The sequence below is a fragment of the Pseudomonas sp. KBS0707 genome, from assembly GCF_005937945.2.
Lineage (GTDB): Bacteria > Pseudomonadota > Gammaproteobacteria > Pseudomonadales > Pseudomonadaceae > Aquipseudomonas > Aquipseudomonas amygdali.
The window spans coordinates 1131604-1154564 of the sequence record NZ_CP041754.1 but is presented as its reverse complement, the minus strand read 5'-3'; the positions used below and the strand labels follow the sequence as shown (position 1 = coordinate 1154564).

Annotated in this window: 19 protein-coding genes, 1 pseudogene and 1 riboswitch; of the genes and pseudogenes, 8 read left to right on the top strand and 12 right to left on the bottom strand. The window is 58.6% G+C overall.

All coding sequences use genetic code 11. The features are described from left to right. Positions 1 to 10: 10 nt before the first annotated feature. Together rutF and FFH21_RS05390 are read left to right on the top strand one after the other, a co-directional pair. The gene (gene rutF / locus FFH21_RS05395; RefSeq protein ID WP_011167871.1) at positions 11 to 547 is read left to right on the top strand and encodes an NADH-dependent FMN reductase RutF; all 537 of its coding nucleotides are present in this window, start codon (positions 11 to 13) and stop codon (positions 545 to 547) included. Positions 548 to 832: 285 nt separating this feature from the next. After that, a complete protein-coding gene (locus tag FFH21_RS05390) occupies positions 833 to 2014 on the top strand; it encodes an HD-GYP domain-containing protein (RefSeq protein ID WP_011167870.1) in 1182 nt (393 codons plus the stop codon). Between the two features lie 24 nt (positions 2015 to 2038). Here the strand turns inward: FFH21_RS05390 and FFH21_RS05385 are convergent. From FFH21_RS05385 to FFH21_RS05365, 5 genes and pseudogenes are all read right to left on the bottom strand, one after another. Then, positions 2039 to 4775, bottom strand: a pseudogene (locus FFH21_RS05385) (LuxR C-terminal-related transcriptional regulator). Positions 4776 to 4984: 209 nt separating this feature from the next. Beyond that, on the bottom strand, positions 4985 to 6349 hold the full coding sequence (locus FFH21_RS05380; protein ID WP_041924455.1) for a DUF1329 domain-containing protein: 1365 nt from the start codon (positions 6347 to 6349) through the stop codon (positions 4985 to 4987). A gap of 28 nt (positions 6350 to 6377) precedes the next feature. Beyond that, positions 6378 to 8315 (bottom strand): DUF1302 domain-containing protein, encoded by a 1938-nt coding sequence (locus tag FFH21_RS05375; protein ID WP_011167868.1) that lies wholly within the window; start codon positions 8313 to 8315, stop codon positions 6378 to 6380. Positions 8316 to 8626: 311 nt separating this feature from the next. Next, positions 8627 to 10309 carry a fatty acid--CoA ligase gene (locus tag FFH21_RS05370; protein WP_011167867.1) on the bottom strand — a complete coding sequence of 561 codons (1683 nt, stop codon included), beginning with the start codon at positions 10307 to 10309 and terminating at the stop codon, positions 8627 to 8629. A gap of 168 nt (positions 10310 to 10477) precedes the next feature. Then, positions 10478 to 11110 (bottom strand): LysE family translocator, encoded by a 633-nt coding sequence (locus tag FFH21_RS05365; RefSeq protein ID WP_002552186.1) that lies wholly within the window; start codon positions 11108 to 11110, stop codon positions 10478 to 10480. Positions 11111 to 11428: 318 nt separating this feature from the next. Here FFH21_RS05365 and FFH21_RS05355 point away from each other — a divergent pair, with 318 nt between their 5' ends. Next, positions 11429 to 12427 carry a class I SAM-dependent methyltransferase gene (locus tag FFH21_RS05355; protein WP_011167866.1) on the top strand — a complete coding sequence of 333 codons (999 nt, stop codon included), beginning with the start codon at positions 11429 to 11431 and terminating at the stop codon, positions 12425 to 12427. A 39-nt stretch (positions 12428 to 12466) separates the two neighbouring features. Further along, a riboswitch (yybP-ykoY riboswitch) is annotated at positions 12467 to 12660 on the top strand. 13 nt (positions 12661 to 12673) lie between these two features. Beyond that, a complete protein-coding gene (locus FFH21_RS05350; RefSeq protein ID WP_002552184.1) occupies positions 12674 to 13258 on the top strand; it encodes a TMEM165/GDT1 family protein in 585 nt (194 codons plus the stop codon). Positions 13259 to 13309: 51 nt separating this feature from the next. Here FFH21_RS05350 and FFH21_RS05345 read toward each other — a convergent pair whose 3' ends face one another. The 4 genes from FFH21_RS05345 to FFH21_RS05330 form a co-directional block, all read right to left on the bottom strand. Next, positions 13310 to 14128, bottom strand: a complete 819-nt coding sequence (locus FFH21_RS05345) for a M48 family metallopeptidase (RefSeq protein ID WP_004663924.1) — start codon at positions 14126 to 14128, stop codon at positions 13310 to 13312. A gap of 182 nt (positions 14129 to 14310) precedes the next feature. Then, on the bottom strand, positions 14311 to 14940 hold the full coding sequence (locus FFH21_RS05340; RefSeq protein WP_011167865.1) for an SOS response-associated peptidase: 630 nt from the start codon (positions 14938 to 14940) through the stop codon (positions 14311 to 14313). Between the two features lie 29 nt (positions 14941 to 14969). Continuing rightward, a complete protein-coding gene (locus tag FFH21_RS05335) occupies positions 14970 to 15230 on the bottom strand; it encodes a DUF2007 domain-containing protein (protein ID WP_004659906.1) in 261 nt (86 codons plus the stop codon). Beyond that, positions 15230 to 15412: a CPXCG motif-containing cysteine-rich protein gene (locus FFH21_RS05330; RefSeq protein WP_002552181.1), complete on the bottom strand. Its 183-nt coding sequence runs from the start codon at positions 15410 to 15412 to the stop codon at positions 15230 to 15232. The genes FFH21_RS05335 and FFH21_RS05330 overlap by 1 nt, the downstream gene beginning before the upstream one ends. 106 nt (positions 15413 to 15518) lie before the next feature. Between FFH21_RS05330 and FFH21_RS05325 the strand changes: the two genes are divergently transcribed. Both FFH21_RS05325 and FFH21_RS05315 read left to right on the top strand, forming a co-directional pair. Beyond that, complete coding sequence (locus FFH21_RS05325) at positions 15519 to 16682, top strand: 1-acyl-sn-glycerol-3-phosphate acyltransferase (RefSeq protein ID WP_011167864.1); 1164 nt, start codon at positions 15519 to 15521, stop codon at positions 16680 to 16682. A gap of 280 nt (positions 16683 to 16962) precedes the next feature. After that, positions 16963 to 17169, top strand: coding sequence for a hypothetical protein (locus tag FFH21_RS05315; protein WP_002552179.1), 207 nt, complete (start codon positions 16963 to 16965; stop codon positions 17167 to 17169). 107 nt (positions 17170 to 17276) lie between these two features. Here the strand turns inward: FFH21_RS05315 and FFH21_RS05310 are convergent, their stop codons facing one another. From FFH21_RS05310 to FFH21_RS05300, 3 genes are all read right to left on the bottom strand, one after another. Next, entirely contained in the window at positions 17277 to 17960 is a 684-nt protein-coding gene (locus FFH21_RS05310; RefSeq protein WP_223886626.1) for a retron system putative HNH endonuclease, read from the bottom strand. 35 nt (positions 17961 to 17995) lie between these two features. After that, entirely contained in the window at positions 17996 to 19477 is a 1482-nt protein-coding gene (locus FFH21_RS05305) for an AAA family ATPase (protein WP_256667940.1), read from the bottom strand. A 122-nt stretch (positions 19478 to 19599) separates the two neighbouring features. Then, positions 19600 to 20181, bottom strand: a complete 582-nt coding sequence (locus FFH21_RS05300; RefSeq protein ID WP_011167861.1) for a YajG family lipoprotein — start codon at positions 20179 to 20181, stop codon at positions 19600 to 19602. A gap of 228 nt (positions 20182 to 20409) precedes the next feature. Here FFH21_RS05300 and FFH21_RS05295 point away from each other — a divergent pair, with 228 nt between their 5' ends. Next, complete coding sequence (locus FFH21_RS05295) at positions 20410 to 20643, top strand: hypothetical protein (RefSeq protein ID WP_004659896.1); 234 nt, start codon at positions 20410 to 20412, stop codon at positions 20641 to 20643. 721 nt (positions 20644 to 21364) lie between these two features. Continuing rightward, the gene (mqo, locus tag FFH21_RS05285) at positions 21365 to 22873 is read left to right on the top strand and encodes a malate dehydrogenase (quinone) (protein WP_002552176.1); all 1509 of its coding nucleotides are present in this window, start codon (positions 21365 to 21367) and stop codon (positions 22871 to 22873) included. The last annotated feature ends 88 nt before the right edge of the window (positions 22874 to 22961 follow it).

Here is a 22961-nt window from a genome sequence, read left to right as displayed (position 1 = left end):
GACTCATCCCATGCATGCCGACTCTGAAGCCCTTGCCACCCTCCCCGCTGACCCGGTCAGCCAGCTGGCGTTTCGCGATGCAATGTCCAGCCTCGCCGCAGCCGTCAACGTCATCACCACCGATGGCCCCGGCGGTCGCGCCGGTTTTACTGCGACAGCGGTCTGCAGCGTGACCGATCAGCCTCCCACGCTACTGGTTTGTATCAATCGCAGCGCCTCGGTGTATGAAACCTTCATCGAGAACGGCCTGTTATGCGTCAACACACTGGGCAACGGTCAGCAGGACTTGTCCAACCTGTTCGGTGGCAAGCGCTCACAGCAGGAGCGTTTTGACGGTGGCCAGTGGGAAAGCGGGGTGACGGGTGCGCCGATACTGAACAGCGCCAAACTGGCCCTCGACTGCAAGGTGACCCAATCCGTCAGCGTCGGCACACATGACATTCTCTTTTGCCAAGTGCTGGATATAAGGGATCAGGGTGAGTCAGACGCCTTGGTGTACTTTGCCCGTCAGTATCATCACTTGCCAGGTGCGGCACCGGCTGCCTGAAAATACTTTTCAGCACTTGAACGCGTCAGGAAATCTACACTGCGCCTGTTTTGCACAGGGCACTGCGGGCTGCCTGACGGGTTGCTGACACAACAAATAGACAAGATTTTTTCGCAGGCAGCGCCCTATACTGGCACCTTGAGATCAGGATGATCCTTGCAGTCAACGAGGTGAAATCATGTCGATCGGTAGCTCTTGCACTCTGCTGGCCTCATCTGGCAGTTGGCCGTCTGCTTTCTTCGCTTGCCCGTTGCCTGCCGTGCCAACACACCCGGGTGACTGAGCATGCTGAAAAAAATCCCTGTCGCTGAGCTTGCCCTTGGCATGCACATCCATAAAATCTGTCGCCGCTGGACCAACGATCCATTCTGGATAGGCTTGGTCGAAGTCATGCTTGCTGACGTCGAGGTGCTCAAGCGCATCCAGCAATCGGGCACCCGGGAAGTCTGGATCGAAACCGGCAAAAGCCGTGTACTGGCACCCCAAACAGCACCAGCACCCTCCATACATGACACCGCACCAGCCAGTCTGGACAAGGAAGTCCTGCGCGCCCGGGCCATTTGCGGTAGAGCCAGAAACGCGGTCATGGCCATGTTTACCGAAGCCCGCATGGGCCAGGCGATGGATGTCGACAACGTGCAGTTGCTGGTGGAAGAAATCTCCAGTTCGATCCTGCGCCACCCGCATGCGCTGATCAGCCTGTCACGCTTGAAAACGTCCGACGAGTACACCTACATGCATTCGGTGGCGGTCTGCGCGCTGATGGTTGCGCTCGCCAGACGCATGGGCCTGCCTGATGATCAGGTGCGCGAAGCGGGTGTGGCCGGGCTGATGCACGATGTCGGCAAAATGATGATTGCTCCGCAAGTGCTCAATAAACCGGGCCGCCTCACCCATGACGAATTCGAGATCATGAAGGCTCACCCGGAACTGGGTCTGAAGATCCTCAAGGAAAATCAGCCCGTGGCGGCGACGGTAATGGATGTCTGCCTGCATCATCATGAGAAGGTCGACGGCTCGGGCTACCCCCACGGCCTGAAAGGCGACCAGATCAGCATCTTTGCGCGCATGGGCGCAGTCTGCGATGTGTATGACGCCATTACTTCCGACCGCCCCTACAAAAAGGGCTGGGGCGTTGCCCATTCGATTCGCGAGATGGCTTCATGGAAAGGCCATTTTGATGATGTGGTGTTTCAATGCTTCGTCAAGACCGTGGGCATATACCCGACCGGTACGCTGGTGCGTCTGGAAAGCGGGCGTCTCGGCGTTGTGGTCGAGCAAAGTGAGGCGTCGCTGCTGAAACCGAGGGTGAAGGTCTTCATGTCGGCGCGGACCGGCAAGACGTTCGCTGCGCAGATCATCGATCTGGGCAGTTTTGCCGACCCGGACGCGATCGTCAAAATCGAAACGCCGACCGACTGGGGGCTGGAAGAGGTTGATACGCTGTGGGCGGGCAGCCCGGCCTGATCAGTTGATGAGTCGCCCTGCCGGCTAACCCAGCAAGCCCAGTACCTTCGCCCTCGCCACCGCCTGGGTACGCCGCTCGACGCCCAGTTTGCTGTTGATGTGGCTGGCGTGAGTCTTGACGGTATGCAGGGAAATGAACAGTTGCTCGCTGATCTCCTGGTTGGAACAGCCCTGTGCAATCAAATGCAGTACGCCCAGCTCACGCACACTCAGGCAGTCGCTGCCATGCGCAGGTTCGAGTGTCGGCGTGCAGGAGGCCGGGAGTTCTTCCAGCAAGGCCTCGCGAACCTTGCAGGACGGCAGTTGCAGCAGTTGCTCATGCAGCCACTGGGAATGCTCGCCCAGCAGCGTTTTGAAGGGAATAAGAGCCCCTCCGGCCGCTGACTGCAGGCTGCGCAGCAGCAGCTCTCGCGCTTCGTCGCGACGCGTCTGGCTCAGCAGCAGACCTATCTGCTGAGTCATCGCGATAAGCCCGAGCAGTGGCGCGCCCACCTCCCGGGCATGCCGCTCCAGCGCCTGCAAACGTTGCTCGCTGGCAACATCATCACCCTGCAGTCGATCCAGCACCGCACGCTGCAATTCGATGTGTTGTGGCAGTTGCGGATGACACTCGGGGGCCGCAGCGCCCGGCTCGCCGTTGTAGGCCTGAGTCAGGCGCAACAACCAGGCTTCGGCGAGGTCCATGCGCCCTTGCAGCAGCCACAATTCGCATTTCACCAGAGTCACCATCGCCAGATAGTAGATCGGTGGCACATCCCAGATGTGCATCAAACGTTCGACCTCGGCGAGTTCGGCGAAAGCTTCGGCAAACCGACCGGCGCAGCCCTCCATGGTGGCAATCACGCAGTGGCCGATCAGCACACTGATGTCGCGACAGGCGCGCGCTTCGGCCAGCCCGGCCAGCAATAAAACCCGCCCTTGGTCCACTTGCAGGCGCAGGGTCAGCAAATAGCCTTCATACAGCGTCAGGCGCGCGCGAACTGCGTACAAGCGCACGGTGGACAACCCTTTGAGGCGCTGCTGCCCTCGTCGTACTTCATCAAGCGCACGCAGAATTTCGCCTCGAGCCTGCAAGACCCTGGCGCGATCGTAATGCGCCAGCGCTTCGAACAGTGGATTGGCAACCCGCTGTGCCAGCTCAAGCGCATCACGATTCAACACGCGGGCGCGCCACAGATCACCATTGGCAACCGCAAGGTTGGCCAGCGTCGACAGGCAGACAAGCCGTTGGCCATAGCGTTTTTCCGGCAAGGTCAGCAGGGCTTCAGTGCAATAGCGTTCGGTCTTTTCACTGTCTCCACGGCCACGCGCGATGATGCCGCTGAGCGCCAGCCACTGGGCGAGCATGGATTTTTGCGCAGTCGCCGAGGGCGCTGGCAGGAACCGGCTCAATTGATTGGCCAGTTCCTCGGCGGCGTCCAGTTGGCAGGCCAGCCCCAGCGCCCAGGCGTAGAGCACAATCAAGCGTGGCGTGCTGGTCAACAGATCATCCGGCAAGTCCATCTTCCAGCGCAGCAACATGCCGACATTCTGCTCGGCCAGCAATTGCTCTTCAGAGAGGCTCTGCACCAGATTGGCGGCCACATCCAGATGCCCGGCGCGCAATGCCTGTTCCACCGCTTCATCCAGCTGGCCCTGAGTGCTGAACCAGCGACAGGCGTTAAGGTGCAGCCGGGTCGGTTGCGCGCCGCCAGCCTGACGCGCGCGCAACAGATCGGAAAACAGATGATGATAGCGAAACCAGTGGCCCTGCTCGTCCAGCGGCACCAAAAAGACCTGATGCGCCTGTAGATAACGGATCATCTCGACGCTGTCATGGCTGTCCCGCGCGGCGTCGCACAGCCCGACGCAAAAACGCTCAAGACACGCAGTGTCATAAAGAAACGCCTGAACATCGGCCGGCAGGCAGTCGATCACCTCTTCAAGCAGGTACTCGCGAATCAGCACCTCACTACCGCGCAGCGCCTGCGACAAAGCGCTTTCATCACCCGCTTCAGACGCTGCCAGCAACCAGAATCGCAACCCGGCCACCCAGCCTTCGCTACGCTGAATCAGGTTTTGCAGCACCTCACTGTCGAGCGAGCTGCTATGGCGGTCCAGCACTGCCATTGATTCCGCGTGCGTCAGGCGCAGATCCTGCTCGTTGATTTCCAGCAACTGGCGCGTCAGACGCAGGCGTGCCAGGTGCCAGGTGCCAGTCCGGGCGCTGTCGGCTGGTCACCATGACCACCAGCCCAACCGGCAAATGATTGAGAAAAAACTGCAGGCAGCGGTCAAGCACCGGGCCTTGGGCCAGATGATAATCATCCAGCACCAACAGCAGCGGTTTGCTCAGCATCAGGTGCATGGCCAGTTCGTCGAGCAGACCGTCGAGCCATTCCTCGAACGCGAACGGCTGATGGCGCTGACGCATTTTCAGCAGGCTCATTGCCTGCGTGCCCAGTTGCGGGAAAAACTGCTGCAGGCTGCCCAGCAAACGCTCCAGAAAACGACCCGGGTCGCTGTCCCGCGCGCTCAGCCCCAGCCATACGTTCTGCCATTTGTCCGGCAAGCCCTGACAGAACTCGACGGCCAGCGAACTCTTGCCAAACCCGGCCGGGGCGCATACCAGCAGCAGCCTGCCGCTCAGCCCGTCCTCGAGGCGTTGGCACAGGCGGGAACGAGGGACGTAACCCTCAGGGAGTGGCGGGCGAAAAAAACGCCCCTCCAACGCAGGAATCGCGCTGTCTGCGAACCCTTGCATTCGGGACAGATCAGTCATGGCCGGCTCGTGTGAAAATCGTTGTCGCGGCATAGCGGTGTTCGGAGACTAGCGGGTAAATCGCCTCTTTTGAAAGGTCATCACGGAAAAGACTGTAACAAAATTCCTACAGCTTATAAGACCATGTCCTCTACGTGAAAAAGCCCCATTAAAGGGGCTTTTCAAGCACATGGCCATGACATTGATTTACAGCGTGTATCGGTCAGGTATCAACGAACCCTTTCCTGACGCAGCGCGTTGGGGGTGAAGTCGCTGGTGCCGGCAGTGAAGCCGAACTCATACGCCCTCTTCTCTTCGTTTTTCATGCCCAGTGCCACGTAGCGACCGGATTGCAGGTCGTACAGGGTTTCAATCGCGTACCAAGGCACTTGTTTGTCGTAGTAGTTTTCCGAGTGTGCCTCGGCAACGCGCCACAGCTGGCCACGGCCGTCATAGTGGTCGATAACGGCGGCCTGCCAGGTGTCTTCGTCGATGAAGAAGTCACGTTTGGCGTAGATATGACGCTGACCTTCCTTGAGGGTGGCGGTCACGTGCCAGACGCGACGCAGCTCATAGCGGGTCAGGTCCTGGTTGATATGGCCAGCCTTGATGATGTCAGCGTACTTGAGCGTCGGATCGTCCAGCTTGTGGCTGTTGGAGGCGATGTACATTTCCTGCTTGCCGATCAGTTTCCAGTCATAGCGATCAGGCGCGCCGTTGTACATGTCCAGGTTGTCGGAAGTACGCAGACCATCCGACGCGGTGCCCGGCCCGTCATACGAAACCTGCGGCGCACGCCTTACACGGCGCTGACCGGCGTTATACAGCCATGCCGAGCGCGGTTCGGCAACCTGATCCAGGGTTTCATGCACCAGCAGCACACCGCCCGCCAGACGTGCTGGGGCGGTCACCTCCTGTTTGAAGTAGAACAGGATGTTGCCCGGGTTTTTCGGATCGAAATCCCTCATCTTGTCGCGAAACACGAATTGATCGTAGAAATACACCAGGCTGTACGAGCCATTGGGCTGCGGCGTGGCCTGGGTAACCAGACGCTTGACGCTGCCGCCCCGGTAACGGGTGATGTGGTTCCAGATAACCTCGACGCCACTGGCCGGGATCGGAAACGGGATGGCCGTATCGAAGTTTTCCAGACCGCTGCCGCCACCGACCAGTTTGGTGGTCGTCGCGTTCTTTTTGATGGCGGCAAACACTTCATCCGGCACGGTGGCACCGCGATGGGTCGGGTAGACCGGAATCCGGTAGCTGTCCGGATAACGTTTGAACATCGCGTACTGGCCCGGTGCGAGTTTGTCCTTGTACTGCTCTACATTGGCCGCGGTGATGGTAAACAACGGCTTTTCGCTGGCATACGGGTTGGCGAGGAACCCTTTGCTGTCCACCGCTCCGGCATTTTTCGGCAGCGGGCTCCAGGCAGGGATGGTGTTGGCCGCATTGCCAGCCTTTTCAGCGCCCATCGGCGTCAGCGAGGTACCCAGCTTTGCCGCGTCGGAGGCGGAGACCGCCGCCATCACGCTGGTCGCCAGCAACGACATGCCCAGAACCCCGGCTTGCAACAGACTTTTTGTTATTTTCATATTCATCGTCATCCTGAAAACCATGCTCTTAGAAGTTCATGCCAAAGCTGAGCGCCACGAAATCCCGGTCATCAACCGTGGTGTATTTGCCATCAAAGAAGTTGGTATAGGAAAGGTTCGCGGTGTAGGTGTTCTGGTACTCGGCATCGAGCCCCAGGCTGACGGCCTTGCGTCCCTCTTCGAAGTTGCCGCCAGGGCCCGGCGAATAGCCTTTGACGTCGTGCGACCAGGCCACGCTCGGCTTGAGGTTGACCCCGGCAAACACACTGTTGTAATCCCAGATGGCACGGGCGCGGTAGCCCCAGGAGTTGGCCGTGGTAAAGCCGTCGTCTTCGCAATAACGGGTCAGGTTGTTCTGCTCGGCGCCGGTCAGCGTGCCTGCGTTGAGCGTCGCGCATTGGCCGCCAGGCAGCGGGCCAGGGCCGTACACAGGGTCACGGCCGTAGCGAATTTTGGAAGTGCTTTCCAGGCCACCCACGTGGGTCCAGCCCACTTCACCGACCACCGTCAGACGCTCTGCGCCCATGACCTGGTCGAAGAACTGGGTGAACGTGGTTTGCAGTTGAGTGATTTCCTTGCGGCGATAACCGGGCTGATCGGTATTGGGCTGCCCGCTCAGCAGCGAAACGTTGGGGTTGAGCGGCGAAATACCCGAATACAGGATGTCGGTGGTGTTGACCTGAATCGGTGCATTCGGGCGGTAGCTGATCTCGCCGCTCCACGCGGTGCCGGTAGGCAAGGTGGTCGAGAAGCTCAGACCGTACAGACGGATGTCTTCCGGGTATTCGACGTAGTAACTGGAGTTGCCTGCCACGACAACCGGCAGTAGCGTGGGTGCGAGTCGCGTCGCCGTTGCTGCCGGTATACCGTTACGGACCAGCGAGCCCACCAGGCCTTGAGGGCTGAACGAAGCAGCCGAGCCGCCGCGTCCGCTGAAGATCGGCGCACGGCTGTGGTAATTCATCATGTAGGCACCGAACTCGGTATCCAGCGGCTCGAAGTTGTAACGCAAGGCAAAGCCGAACTGGCCACTGTCACGCGCATCGCGGTCAGGCCCACGGCGCACCACAGCGCCCTCATCCGGGTTACCGAACACTACGCCCTGCTGCGACAACGAGTTGAACACCGCGCCGCGTGCGCCTGCTGGCAAACCGGCAGCCGTCAGCGAACTGTTCAGGCCGCTGCGGCTGCGCAATACCGCGAGGTTGTTGTTGCAGCCATCGGCGATCACGTCCGGCTGCGAGAAGAAGGTGCCGCAGTTGTCGACGACAGTCTGGTCCCATTCAAGCTGGTAGAAGCCCTCGGCAGACAGGTTGTCGGTCAGGCTTTGCGACAGGTAGAACATGTTGACCGGGATCAGGCCTTCCTTGATTTCAGAGCCTGGACGCCGAAAGGCCGAGACATCGACTGGGTTGACGCTGTTGATGCCCCCCTGAATGAAGGTGCTTTCACCCCAACTGATAACCTGCTTGCCGAAGCGCACCGCACCCGGCTGATCGGCAATCGAATAGTTGTGGTAGACAAACGCATCCAGCAACTGAAACCCGGACGACTTGGCGCCCTCTTTGCGGCCCGAGTCGCTGATGTCCTTGAACTCGCGGTTTTCATCCTTGAGCTCAAAGTCGTACCAGTATTTGCCACGCAGGAACACGCCGGTATCGCCGTACTTGAGTTCCAGGTCATGGATGCCCTTGAAAATCTTCGAAAACGTCTCCCCACGCTTGAAGTTCAAGTGGCCGTCATCGGAGGTCTGCGACAGACCACGCCCGCCATTGTTGGCACCGATCAGGTTTTTATTGGGGTTTGCAGTCGACCAGCTGGCACCTACCGACAGCGATGAGTCGAAACTGCCTTCGATCTCACCGACGTTGAAGGTCACGCCAAAGGCCGGGCCGGCGAGCGAGGAAGCAAAGCTGACGGCCAGAGGCAGCCTGGCCCGACGCCAGAATGGGGGTGTGCTTGTCATCGACGCTACTCCTTGTGTTTTATTGTTATGGCAGTGGGAAAATCCAAAAACGACTCTGTCTTCGAATCACTACACACAGCCAGCTCCGCTCTTGCTCATTCCCTGTGCTGACTATAGCCAGCACGCCCTGACGCTAGATCCCTCTAAAGTGTGATTTGCAGGACCAACGCCTCTGGCCCGCCCGTTTCCGGAAGGCCGCTAAAAAACCTGTGGCAGGGAGAATGGATTAAATTGGAAATTTGGCAAGTCGCAGAACAGGACCTGCGACGCAGACACTTGCCGCGCCCGACGGGCGCGGCAAGCAGATGGTGTCAGAGCGTGGAAAGGAACGTGCTGTTGCTGTTCTGCCATTCCACAATGTCCAGACGCATGCGCTTCTTGTCTAGCTTGCCGACGCTGGTCTTGGGAATTTCAGTAACAAGCGCGATCTGGCTGGGAATTGCCCACTTGTTGATGTGACCTTGCTCGACGAACGGTTTGAGATGCTCCTTCAAGCCCTTGGCATCAAGCTGATGGCCGTCGCGAATCACCAACAAGGCAAAAGGCCGCTCACCCCATTGCGGGTCGGCGATACCGACCACAGCCACTTCGCGCACAGCCGGATGCCGGCTGCACAGGTCTTCAAGCTCCAGCGAGGAAATCCATTCGCCACCGGTCTTGATCACATCCTTGATGCGGTCGCGAATATCGATGAAGCCCATATCGTCCAGCGTTGCCACATCGCCAGTGTGCAGCCAGCCGCCCGCCCACAACTCAGCACCTTTCTCAGGCTCGCGGAAATAGCTTTCGGTCAGCCAGGGCGCACGCAGGACCAGCTCACCCTGGGTTTCGCCATCGGCCGGAAGGAAGTTGCCTTGCTGATCGACGATGGCTGCTTCTACCAGCATGCCAGGCACACCGGCCTTGATGCGGTAGGTAATCTGCTCGTCTTCGCTGCTGGCCTTCAGTTCGTCGTTGATGTGCGCGACAGAAATCAGTGGCCCGGTTTCAGACATGCCATACGCGGCGCTGAGCTGGATGCCTCTGGCCTTGGCAGCCTGATACAGGCTGCGGTTCAGCGAGCTGCCGCCAATGATGATTTTCCAGCCGCCAAAGTCCGCATCCTGAGCAGACTTGGCGTTAAGCAGCATCTGCAGGATGGTCGGCACGCAATGGGAGAAGGTCACTTTCTCCTTGCGCCAAAGCTCTACCAGCAATTCGGGCTCGTAGCGGCCGGGGTACACCTGTTTCAGGCCCAGCATGGTCGCTACATAGGGAATGCCCCAGGCATGCACATGGAACATCGGAGTGATTGGCATATAGACGTCATCGTTGCCCAACTGCCGCGGACTTTCGACGCATCCCAGGATGGCCGCCACGCCCATGGTGTGCAGCACCAACTGGCGATGGGTGAAATAGACGCCTTTGGGGTTGCCCGTGGTGCCTGTGGTGTAAAACGTGGTCGCGACCGAGTTCTCGTCGAAATCCTCGAAAGCGTACTCGGGGCTGGCTGCCGCCAGCAGGGTCTCGTACTCGCCGACGAGGTTTGGCAGGTCGGCGGTCTTGTCGGGCAGGTCCGTCAGCAACAGGGTCTTTTCAACGGTGGTCAAATGTCCGGACATCGCCTGATACAGGCCCGTGAAGTCGCTGTTTATCAATACGAGCCGGTCATCGGCATGATTGATGGTGTAGGCGATCTGCTCGGGCGATAGCCGCACGTTGACGGTGTGGATCACTGCACCAATCATCGGGATCGCGAACATGCATTCCAGATAGCGATGGCTGTCCCAGTCCATGACCGCCACGGTGTCGCCAGCTTTCACGCCTGCCGCCGTGAGAACGTTGGCCAGGCGGCAGATGCGCTCGTTGAGGGTCGGGTAGGTATAGCGAACGGAGTCGCGGTAAATAATTTCACGCGTCTTTTCATAACGACTGCCGGACGACAGCAGGCGCTTGATCAACAGAGGGTACTGGTAAGCGCCATCGGCGGGCGCAAGAACGCGAGTCTGTAACATATGAGTCCCTTTTCAAAGTCCACAGGCGGAGCTGGAAATATGGACTCTAGAGCCCTCGCCTGCCAGTGAAATCAGTAAAAGGGATGTTTTTTCGAAGCGCCTCTCGCCGCCTGAAAGAGGCACTCATACTCGGTATACGCTCGGCAAAAGCGTTGTTGAATGCAGGCTTCAGTGCACTTCAGTGAACGCCAGTTTGATACCCAGCGCGACCAGCACTCCGCCCATGGCCCGATCAAACCAGTGGCCCATGCGCGCAAAACCCGCGCGTACCCGCGCCTGGCTGAACAGCCGCGCCACCAGGCAGAACCACGCGGCCGTCGCCACTGCGAGGTAGACCCCATAACCGCCCTGCACAAGCAGCGGCGTGTGCGGATTGATCACTACGGTGAACAGCGAGAGGAAAAACAGCGTGGCCTTGGGGTTAAGGCCGTTGGTGACGAAGCCGCTGATGTAGGCACTCTTTGCTGTGCGCTCGCCCGGGATTGCCTTGATAGCGGCATCGCCCGTCGCAGCCGCCGGTCTGGCACGCAGGGCCTTGATACCGATGTACAGCAGGTACGCGGCGGCCGCCCATTTCAGCGCGTTGAACAGCACGATGGACTGGGAAACGATAATCCCGATACCCAGCAGCGAATAGCCCACATGAAGAAAGATGGCCGAGCCGACGCCAAGCGCTGACCAGGTACCAGCCTTACGACCATGCGTGACGCTTTCACGCACCACCACCGCGAAGTCCGGACCGGGGCTGGCGACGGCCAGCAGGTGGATCAGCGCAACGGTAAGAAATTCTGCCCAATACATGTGGGACCTCCTGGAGGATTGACGTCAGACCCGGCAGATTACGCTGTCTGATGTCTGCGCAACAGTTACTGGCAACGATCACCTCAACTATCGTGCGGCGCTCCGCGTCGCATGCCTTTCTGGACGCTCTGCGTCCTCTTGACGACGCAGAGCGTCGTGAACTGCATTCCCACGCTGGAGCGTGCGGAACGATCATCTCAACTATCGTACGATCATCTCGATTATCGTGCGACGCTCCGCGTCGCATGCCGCTCCGGACGCTCCGCGTCCTCCTGACCCATATCCTGTTAGACTGCGCGCTTTTTCAGGAGCCATTCCATGGACCCGCGCAGTGAAGTGTTACTCCGTCAGGCCGAGCTGTTTCAGGGCTCGCTGTTGCTGGTGGGGCTGCCCGCCGATGACCTGCTCGGAAAACTGCCGGACGCGCGTGGATGGTGCTGGCATGCCGGTGATCAGGCCGCGCTGGATGCGAGGTTCGAGGGCCGTGTGGATTTCGGCGTTGAAGCGCCAGAGGCCGCCTTCGAAGCCGCCGTGCTGTTCCTGCCCAAAGCCCGCGACCTGACCGATTACCTGCTCAACGCCCTGGCTTCCCGCTTGGCCGGGCGCGAGTTGTTTCTGGTCGGCGAGAAACGTGGCGGTATCGAAGCGGCTGCAAAGCAACTGAGCCCCTTCGGCCGCGCGCGCAAGCTCGACAGTGCTCGCCACTGCCAGCTCTGGCAGGTCACTGTCGAGAACGCACCACAAGCCGTTACGCTGGAAAGCCTCGCCAGGCCCTACCAGATCGACCTGCAGGACGGCCCGCTCACAGTCGTCAGCCTGCCCGGCGTTTTCAGCCATGGCCGACTTGATCGTGGTTCGGCGCTTTTGCTGGAAAACATCGACAAGCTGCCGAGCGGCAACCTGCTCGACTTCGGCTGTGGTACCGGCGTACTCGGTGCAGCGGTCAAGCGTCGCTACCCGCACAACGACGTCATCATGCTGGACGTGGATGCGTTCGCAACCGCAAGTTCGCGCCTGACCCTCGCCGCCAATGGCCTGCAAGCCCAGGTGCTGACCGGTGACGGAATCGACGCAGCGCCAATGGGTTTGAACACGATTCTCAGCAACCCGCCGTTCCATGTGGGGGTTCATACCGACTACATGGCAACCGAAAACCTGCTGAGAAAAGCACGCCAACATCTTAAATCAGGCGGTGAACTACGCCTTGTGGCGAATAACTTTCTGCGTTATCAGCCACTGATCGAAGAGCACGTCGGGCAATGTGAAGTCAGGGCTCAGGGCAGCGGTTTTAAAATCTACAGCGCCAAACGCTCCTGAAATAAGCACTTGCCGAAACGTTTTTGCGGAGGCAGAATCCGCTCCGTCCTAGGGGAGTAGTCTCCCACGAGCGCCATGCTCGTCCGGCACGTATCAACATACTTGGTCCTCAGACCATGGTACGTGCGACCCGGAATCCGCTCAGACGGATCGGTGGTTTGACAAGACCTATGATACGAACACCTTACCCGGGGCGGGGAGGTCGTACGTGTCATAGCCGTGTCGACCCGCCCCTTAGGAAACCTGATGCTGGAATCATTCTTAATCCCTACCGCTGTGGTTGCGCTCGCCGAAATTGGTGACAAGACGCAATTGCTCGCACTCATTCTCGCCGCACGCTTTCGCAAACCCTGGCCGATCATTGCGGGCATTGTCGCCGCAACGCTGGCCAACCATGCGGCAGCAGGCGCTGTAGGTGCATGGTTCAGCAGCTTCCTGTCAGACGCAGTGCTACACTGGATCCTCGCGGCCAGCTTTACGGCGACGGCGCTGTGGACACTGGTTCCAGACAAGATGGACGATGACGAAGCCAGCACGGCACGTAAATTCGGCCCGTTCATGACTACCTTGATCACCTTCTTCATCGCCGAAATCGGTGACAAGACGCAGATCGCCACGGTGATGCTGGCGGCGCAGTATTCCTACCTGTGGCTGGTGATTCTCGGCACCACGGTGGGCATGCTGCTGGCCAACGTGCCGGTGGTGCTGGCGGGCAATTTTGCCGCCGAGAAATTGCCATTGACCCTGATTCGCCGCCTGGCTGCCTGTGCGTTTTTCGTGCTGGCTCTGGTGGCGGTGTACAAGGCAATGCAGGTCAGCGGCTGGGTGTGATGCATTCCCGTGGCGTTGCAAGACGCGCAACGCCACGGGTGTTTCAGCCGATCAGGATTTGGGGGCTGCCTGATACAGCGGCATCACTTTGGGAATCGCGGCCTGCAGCGAAGCAATGCGACTCTGCGATGCCGGGTGAGTACTCATGAACTCTGGCTGCGAACCCCCGGAGTTCTGGGTCATTTTCTGCCACAGGGTAATGGCCGCATTCGGGTTGTAACCCGCACGCGCAGCCAGCTCCAGGCCAATCAGGTCGGCTTCGTTTTCATTACTGCGGCTATTGGGCAGTGTCAGGCTGTAATTGACCACAGTGTCGGCCAACGCCAGGCTATCTTGCCCAAGCCCCAGAAAGGCACCCGCCCCCTGCTTGGCCATCGCCACACCGTAAGCCTTGGACATCGCCTCACGCCCGTGCTCACGCAAGGCATGTGCGATCTCGTGTCCCATGACCGCAGCGATTTCATCGTCGCTCAGCTTGAGGGTGTCGATCAGACCGGTGTAAACGAAGATCTTGCCGCCCGGACCACAGTTGGCGTTCAGTTCGTCACTTTTGATCAGATTGACTTCCCACTGCCATTGAGCCGAATCAGGACGCAGTTTCGGGGCCTGGGCGATCAGCCGATCAGCGATTGCGTGAACACGTTTGGCGTTGGCGCTGGTGGTATCCAGCACACCTTTGCTGGTCGCTTCGCCGACGGTCTGCTGATAGGACTGGGCGTACATTTTGTTGACTTCATCGGTGGAGAGCATGCTGAACATGTACTGCTTGCGCTCCACACCAACCGAGTCACCACTGGTGGTATTGACTGCCTGACACCCGCCGAGCAGCAACGCAGCGCTCAAGGCACAGAGGGCAAATGACTGACGCATGGTGAATCTCCTTGTTTGTGAAACGGCCATTGCGGGGCAGATCTCTGCGCCAGATGCCGGCCAACTGGCATCTTGGTCTTTGAGAGAGGTGGATGGTTCCCGCACGTATGTCCAGTTTGTATCAGATGCGCTTCAAGGCGGATATCGGATTTGTCTGATTCATCGGTCTTATCCCTGCCCGTCTAACTCAATGGCGTCAGACATTCAGGTGCATTGAGCTTCGGATCGTTGACCAGATTGGCCAGTGGTCGCTCTCGCAATGCGGTCTGCGGAGCTGCCAGCAAGGCTTGCAGGGTCGGCAGCGGTGTGTCGGCGGCCAGCCAGTCTTTCTGGCCCTTGGCATCCAGAATCAATGGCCGACGCTGGGTCGCAGCCGCCTGCGTGACCACCGCCACGCTCAGGTATGTATGCCCCTGCACCGGATAGGCTTCCCAGATGGCGGCGAAAAACAGCGCGGCGCCCTCCCCCGGCGTCAGCCAGAACGGACGCTTGCGCAGTGTGCCGCGCCACTCGTAAAAGCCGTTGGCGGGCAGCAGGCAGCGGCGATGGGTAAAGGCATCACAAAACATGGGTTGCTCGGCCACGGATTCGGCGCGTGCATGGGCAGGTGTTTTCGACAGATCGGTGAGCCAGGCCGGGGTCAAACCCCAGCGCGCACGCACCAGTTCGATACCGCCCTCGTTTTCGGCGGCACGCATGATCAACACCCAGTCGGCTGGCGAAATGTTCCATTGCGCCTGCTGATCGGCGGGAAAACCGGGCAAGGCGGCAAAGGCAGGGGTCCAGCGAAACAGGGCGAAGCGTCCACACATGGGGGCTAATCAGACTCTATTGAAGGTGCTCAGCACACCAATACATCGGGAAAGTCGTCCGGCTCATCGCCAGACAAGGGCGAAGCGCTATTGTACGCAGTGATCAGCTCGCGTGCCCGTTCGACCTGTGCATCGTCGACCTTGAGCGCCAGAAGCCCCAGCCCCGGCAGCTCGCCCATCGCACCGAGCAGGTCGCGACCGGCCAGATGCGCCTCGATGCCTTCGCTGGCGAGCATCGCCAGCAGCAACTCGGCCTCCATGAGGTTCTCGGGCTCGTAGATCTTTCGCATCACTCGTTCTCGCTGCGAACATCCAGGTTCCAGTCTTCGCCGTCGGTCTGCAGATCGAAAATGATCGGGCGGCAACAGACCGGACAGTCTTCAATGTACTGTTGATCGCCACCGGACAGGTCCAGTACGGCCTCGACAGGTTCGCCGCAATAAGGGCAGTCGTAACTCTGTAATTCCTGCATCACGGTCTCCGGGATCAGTTATGCGTATAATTGCCCCATTCTTCAGAAGGCTGTTTTAACAAGTACGTCTTCTTTTTACCCTATCCGATTCCAACAAGAGAGCATGATGGGCGAATTTGATGCCATCCGACCGTACAACGATGCAGAAGTCCCCGCCGTCTTGGCACGCCTGCTGAGCGACAAAGCCTTTCTCGCAATTCTGATCCGATTCCGTTTTCCCCGCCTGGCGGGCGCATTCGGCTGGCTGCTGCAGCCGACCCTGGCGCGCAAGCTGCGTCGCGAGTTTGCCGGTATCGACTCGGTCGCGACGCTGCAGGACAAAGTCGAATATTACGTCGACCACACCATTGAGCGCGCTACGGACGGAGTCACCTACACCGGCGTCGAGCAGCTCAAGTCCGGTTGTGCCTATCTGTTTCTGGCCAACCACCGCGATATCGTCATGGACCCGGCGTTCGTCAACTATGCCGTGTACCACGCAGGCCTGCCAACTCCGCGCATTGCCATTGGCGACAACCTGCTGCAAAAGCCGTTTGTCAGCGATCTGATGCGCCTGAACAAGAGCTTCATCGTGCACCGTTCGATTATCGGGCGGCGCGAGAAAATGGCGGCTTACCAATTGCTGTCGGCGTATATCAACCACTCGATCACCAATGATTGCCAGTCCATCTGGATCGCCCAGGCCGAAGGCCGCGCGAAGGATGGTGACGACCGCACCGAGTCGGCGATCCTCAAGATGTTTCACATGAGCCGCAAGGATGAACCGTTTGGCGACGTGATTCGCTCTCTGAACCTGATCCCGGTTTCGATCAGCTATGAGTACGATCCGTGCGACAGCGCCAAAGCGCGCGAGCTGTACATTCGTGCGACCACCGGCTCATACACCAAGACGCCGGGCGAAGACGACGTGAGCATTGCATTGGGCATCACTGGCTATAAAGGTCGCGTGCATGTGAACTTCGCGCCGCCGATCACCGAGCACTTTGAGGACACCAAGCAGCTGGCTATCGAAATGGACCGGCAGATTCTAGGCGGCTATCGTCTGTTCCCGGTGCATTACCTGGCGTACGCGCAATGGAGCGACGCCGACCCGAGCCTCGACGTACCGCCAGCGTCCGCAGTGTTTGCGGCCGACGAACTCGAACGCGCCAAAGATGAATGGGAAGGCCGCCTGGCAGGCGTGCCGACCGAGCATCGCCCTTACCTGATTCAGCAGTACGCGACACCGGTACGCAACCAATATCGGGTCAAGGCCGGGTTGGCGCTTTAAGAACCGGAACGTCTATCGTGCCCATGCTCCGCGTGGGTACGCCGTTCTGGACGCTCGTCAGCGCGCCGTGACGCAGAGCGTCACCCAAGGCATTCCTACGCTGGAGCGTGAGGAACGATAGGTGTACGGGAGAGCACGTATCATGTCCGTGCTCCGCATATTCATGCAGCCCCCGAAACATCCTGCATGACAATTCGCTGCCGCTGTCACCCAAGCGTAACGTGACACCCTCATTGTGTGGCTCCTCGAGAAACGGACTTCCCTCTTTTTGGAGCTTGTCATGCTGCACGCAAAAAATCAGGATCGCCTTTACCTCATCGCCCAGAGCGATGAACAGCAGGAGTTGATCGACGGTCTGGCCTTCAACGTTCAGGACCGCCACTGGCTGGTCTATTGTGCACTGGGCGGGCACGTTCATCATGACCTGCCGGATATGGATCAGAACACCGGTTTCAGTTTTCTGGATTTTTATCAGCAGGCAGCTTGAGCCCTACCTCAGACACACATCAGAAAGCAAAAAGCCCGCCCCCTTCAAAAAAGGCCGGGCTTTTTTATCACTTTGCCGCTATCACAGGATGATGGGCTCGAGTTTTTTTACCAGCGACCAGCCTCTTGCTCAAGGACCTCTTCAGCGATACCTCCGAAAAAATTCCGGGTAATGCTGAAAAACTGACTTAAGTTCGCACCCACAGGGATGAGATCAATCCCCGCCAGACAATGCAGACTCATATTTTGATTAACATGCTCTTCAAAAAGAGCTTCCAGCTCATCCCACCAGGATTGTCGCAAGCCTTGGAGATAAGGGCTGTTAAGGTTCAGCAGGCCGATGGTGTATTCAGCTCGGTCAACTTCCTCCGGTGACAACCCGTCAGCAGGCACCACACGGCCGTCAGACAAATAGGCGAAGAAGCGCGAACAGTCGGGCATGTGACACGAAACGAAGCGAGCCATGTCGACCCCTTTCGACTTACCTGACGCGTGCCCACCAAATACCTCAGCGCCTTGTATTTTCAATACCTCCAGATCGCTCTGACTGTCCAGCGCGCAGGCAGCGAGGTTGTTGTAGTCAAAAGTACGCTGAGGGTTTTGGCTCTTGTTTTCGACGTGCTCTATATGGAAACTCAGGCCAACCCGGTCAGGTCGAATTTCGCTATAGCAACATAATCCGTACTGCTCCTCCAAAAGACAGCCCAGTACCTGAGCCTTGTAGCCAAAACTACTCCACCGGCTTGTGGAAGTGTCGCTGGTAGCAGGTGGGCTGCGATGTGAACGCGCCAACTGATAAGGTCCTCCTCCCCGCTTGTGCACTGACCTCATCCCCGCAATGCCTTCTGCCGCTTTATGCTGCGCTGCAGTTGAGGGTGTTGTTCAGTGAGAGCCTCCGTTATCTGCTGCATCAGCAAGATCGCCTGTGGTTCGTCATAGCGACCTTTGTCCACCCATTCCGTGAGTTGTAGCAGGCCCGGCTTTTCATCCACCGGAGGCTGCGGATCGACCTGCATCACGCTTCGCAGCACGCTGTTGCTCGGCTCACCGTAGGTCATGGCAAGGGGCCGGGATGCAATCAAACGCCCTTGGGCATCTTTACCGATCACCCGAATATTTTCGCGTCGGACCGTACTCAACACCTGCGGGCTGTGCGTGGTGACAATAAACTGCATGGCGGGAAAAGCCGCACGTAATGAACCGACTATCGTCTGTTGCCAGAAGGGATGCAGAAACATATCCACTTCATCAATCAAGGCGATACCTGGCGTTTGCAAGGGCGCCCTCTCGCCGAGGTGCGGGTTGAGTTTGCAGGCACGAAAAGCGAGGTCCGCAACCATGGCGATAGTGTTACGCAGCCCATCGCTAAGCATTTCGACAGGTAAAACCCCCTGGTCCGGATGATGCATGACCAGTTGCTGTTGATGACTGGCACTGTATTCCAGTCTGTGCCACCCCGTAGGAGCCTTTATCAACCTGTCGATGGCTTCTTTGACAGCTGAGATGATTTTCTCAAAGCGCTGCCCGGCATCAGACATTTCTTCATCGCGCTCCAGAGCGATCAACTGAGCTTCACGATAGCTGCGGTACATCCAGATGTACCATGCGGTGAAGGTCTTGAAACTGGATGAATAAGACAGGCAATTTAGGTATGCGGACGTTCTGGAGTACTCACTTTTATCGAGTGTTGTCTGAGCCGCCGCCGAACTGAAGCGTCCCTCGAACCATAGCCTGGAAGTGCCAAGGTAAGTCACCATTGGCAGAGTGACATGTGCATCGCTTCGCACACACTCCTGAAGCGACTTACCGTACGAAGTCAGTGCTTTCGATCCAGCATCGCCAATAGTGTTAGTGGACTTTTTCAGGCTGACGCGCTGCTGCAGCCAGCTACTTTCAACGGCGCTTTCCCACCAGACGCCCTTTGCCTCGATAACGCTGGGTACCTGCGACTCCATATTGCCACTGCCGAATTGGGCCAGTCGCACATCTTCAATCTGAATAGTGGCGGATTTTCCTGTCTGACCGCCAAGATCAAAACCCTTGACGAAAGGCCACAGCGCAACTCGAGCGGCATCAAGAATAGTGGTTTTTCCGCCTCCGTTGGAGGCAATAAGTATGGTCAGATGCGGATCGAAGTCGATCTCGAATTCACCGAAGCAGCGATAGTTCTGCATTCGCAGTGTGTCGAGCCTCACAATATTTTCTCCGGTTTCGTCATCTGGCCAAGCATATGGAAAACACCTCCCGTTGCAGTTGGGAGAGCATACTAAATGCAAACCATAAAAAGGCGACACAAAGAGCGTAGCCATGAGTTTCGTACCTGGTGGCAACCCCGCTTCCATCCAGCCTGCGCTTGCCAAGACGTAACCCCCGGAAAAATAAAAGCCCGGCCCCTTCAACAAGGGCCGGGCTTTTTGTCTAGCGCTGAAGCTTACTGCGCCAGGGTCGAACCGATGGTCGGGTCCTGGAAGACGCGGGTCAGTGCATCGCTCAACACGTCACTCACCAGCTTGGTGTTGGTTTCCTGGTTCGGAGCCATGCCGAAACGCTGATCCAGCGATGCTGCGTAACGGCCACTGTAGCTGCGACCGTTATTGCGTACGTCAGCGCGGAATGTCGAGCTGATGGTGGCTTCAGTCACGTACAGACCTTCTTTGGGCGACTGGTACTTCAAGTCTGCCAGGGTCACGGTCAACTGCGGAGCGTTGCCACCCTGAGTCAGTGTAAAGCCCAACAGGCGTACTGCCGCCTCGGCCTGAGCCTGGAGCTTGGGAACGATATCCGCACCGTTGACGCTGATGGCGCTGGTTTCCGGGTACATGCCGCCACGCGTGCCCAGCGTCGGGCCAGGACGGCCGTCGACTACGCGCACCACTACAGGCTGACCACGTCCTACGGCCGCAAGCTGTGCGTTGAGCTTGGGAGTGGGGCTGAGTTGTTGCGGACTGTGGGCACAGCCCACCAGGGTCAAACTGCTTACAGCAAGCAAACCGAACAAAACGCGACGCAGCATGCTCATTTCTCCATGGGCCAGACACTGAATGTGCCGCAGTATAGCGGCCAGCAACAGCCGCTAACCAGAGGGCGCTGACCGTTAAGCCTCGGACATTCGGCACGTCTCGGGGTTCAGGCAGCAGCTCAGGCAATCATTCGTGCAGCGCAATGTAATCAGGGCGTCACATCCAGTCGGCAGACTCGCCCTCATCGCACAGACGCTCATCCACGTCACAGGAGCTGCGCCATGAATCTGTTCCGGTCTTTGTTCACCACACGCCACCAGCATCGCCATTACGCACGCATTGATCAGACGGGCATCTGCCGCGCATTCAAGCATTGTGCGCAACGCCCGTCTGGCGTCGAATGGGTGGAAGTGAACGAGCAACGACTTGCCTGGCTGAACCAGCCACTGCCCGCCAGCGCCCGAGTGGCGCAGCGTAGCGCGCGTTCAACGCGCGGCCAGTTGCTCACCGCCTGACCCGACAGCGAATAAAAGTCATTTAAAGCGATCAATTCCTGCCATTTCATCGCTATAATCTCCCCCCGATTATAAGGACGTCTCCTGATCGGGCCTCGCAGCATTGCTAATCGCCGTATTAGCGCCTTCGTACTGCCCACAGAGAGCCGCCCACACAGGTCATGTGCGCACGAGTGTGCTCGAGAAAGGTGAAGAATGCTCGAATCGTATCGAACCTTTCTCGCCCGCCAGCGCCTCACTCTTGGTGCCCCTGACCTGCCAGCGCTGTCATCGCAGCCATTTTGAGGTTTGGTTCACGTTCCCAAAAGGACGTGAAAAACGGGTTTCACTACTTCACAAGAGTGTGGCGAGCAAATGAATAGGTACGCGTTTGTAAATGCACCATCAGCCTCTGAACCGGCTCTCTTGAACAGGACTGACCGCGACTGCGCCTCCATGACCGGAGCCTGACGCCATCGTCAGGGAGCCCATCGGGCGATGGGCTCCCTGACGATGGTCGAATGGCCTTGCAGGCCTGGAAATGCGTTCATGAAACATTGATGAACCATGACCGGGCCTGACCGGGACCTGCGCTTTAGATGCGGAAAATTGCGAAGAATCGGTCAGGCGATCCTGGCCAGGAAAGCGAGGGCACCCTTTTGATCCAGACCCCGAACACCTGGCAACCAGCCTCAGGATCGTATGCCGTCAATTTGGTGCTGCAGATTTTGGAGACGCGTTAATGGCGCATAACGAAGCAGTCGACGTAGTACTGGTCGGAGCGGGCATCATGAGTGCCACTCTGGCGGTATTGCTCAAGGAGCTCGACCCCGGCCTCAAGCTGGAAGTCGTTGAGCTGATGGACTCCGGTGCTGCGGAGAGTTCCAACCCGTGGAACAACGCCGGTACCGGCCACGCTGGTCTGTGCGAGCTGAACTACACGCCGCCTGCGGCTGATGGCTCCATCGACATCAAGAAAGCGGTGCACATCAACACCCAGTTCGAAGTCTCGAAACAGTTCTGGGCTTACCTGGCGCGCAAAGGCACCTTCGGTTCAGCCCGTTCCTTCATCAATCCGGTCCCGCACCTGAGCTTTGTGCAAGGCGAAAACGGCATCTCGTTCCTCAAGACCCGTTTTGAAGCCATGAGCAAGCATCACGCCTTCTCGTCGATGGAATACACCGAAGACAAGGCAAAGCTGGCCGAGTGGATGCCGCTGATGATGCCTGGGCGGCCTGCTGATGAAAGAATTGCCGCAACACGCATGATGAACGGCACCGACGTCAATTTTGGCGCACTGACCAATCAACTGCTCAGCCATCTGTCCAGCGCTCCGGGCACGCAGATCAAGTACCGCAGCCGGGTCACCAACCTGACCCGCAATGGCGCAGGCTGGACCGTGAGCGTCAAGGACGTGAATGGTGGCGGCACACGTGAGATAGATGCCAAATTCGTATTCCTCGGTGCAGGTGGCGCAGCATTGCCGCTGCTGCAACTGTCGGGCATCGAAGAGAGCAAGGGTTTTGGTGGCTTCCCGGTGAGCGGCCAGTGGCTGCGTTGCGACAACCCGGAAGTGGTCAAACACCATCAGGCCAAGGTCTACAGCCAGGCAGCCGTGGGTTCGCCGCCCATGTCGGTGCCGCACCTGGACACCCGCGTCGTCGACGGTAAGAAGTCCCTGCTGTTCGGACCGTATGCCGGCTTCACCACCAAGTTCCTCAAGCACGGTTCGTTTCTCGACCTGCCGTTATCGGTACGCGTCGCCAACATCAAACCGATGCTGGCAGTGGCCCGTGACAACATGGACCTGACCAAGTACCTGGTCAGCGAAGTGATGCAATCGATGGAGCAACGCCTGGAATCGCTGCGCCGCTTCTATCCGGAAGCGAAAGCCGAAGACTGGCGTCTCGAAATTGCCGGCCAGCGGGTGCAGATCATCAAGAAAGATGCAAAAAAAGGCGGCGTGCTGCAATTCGGTACCGAGCTGGTGTCCGCAAAGGACGGTTCACTGGCCGCCCTGCTGGGTGCTTCGCCGGGGGCTTCTGTCACCGTGTCGATCATGCTGGAACTGCTGGAACGCTGCTTCCCGGAGAAAACCCGCACCGAGTGGGCTGCCAAACTCGACGAGATTTTCCCGGCTCGGGAAAAGATCCTCGAAACCGACGCGCAGTTGTATAACCGCGTCAGCGCCCAGAATGACGAGGCGCTGGAACTGGTCGAGAAAAGCAGTCAGGAACAGAGTTTCGCCTGAGCTGATTGCGGTGTCATGAAAGCCCTGCGCATCTGACACGCTGTATAAACAAAAAGCCCCGAGGCTCTGCCGAGTCACGGGGCTTTTT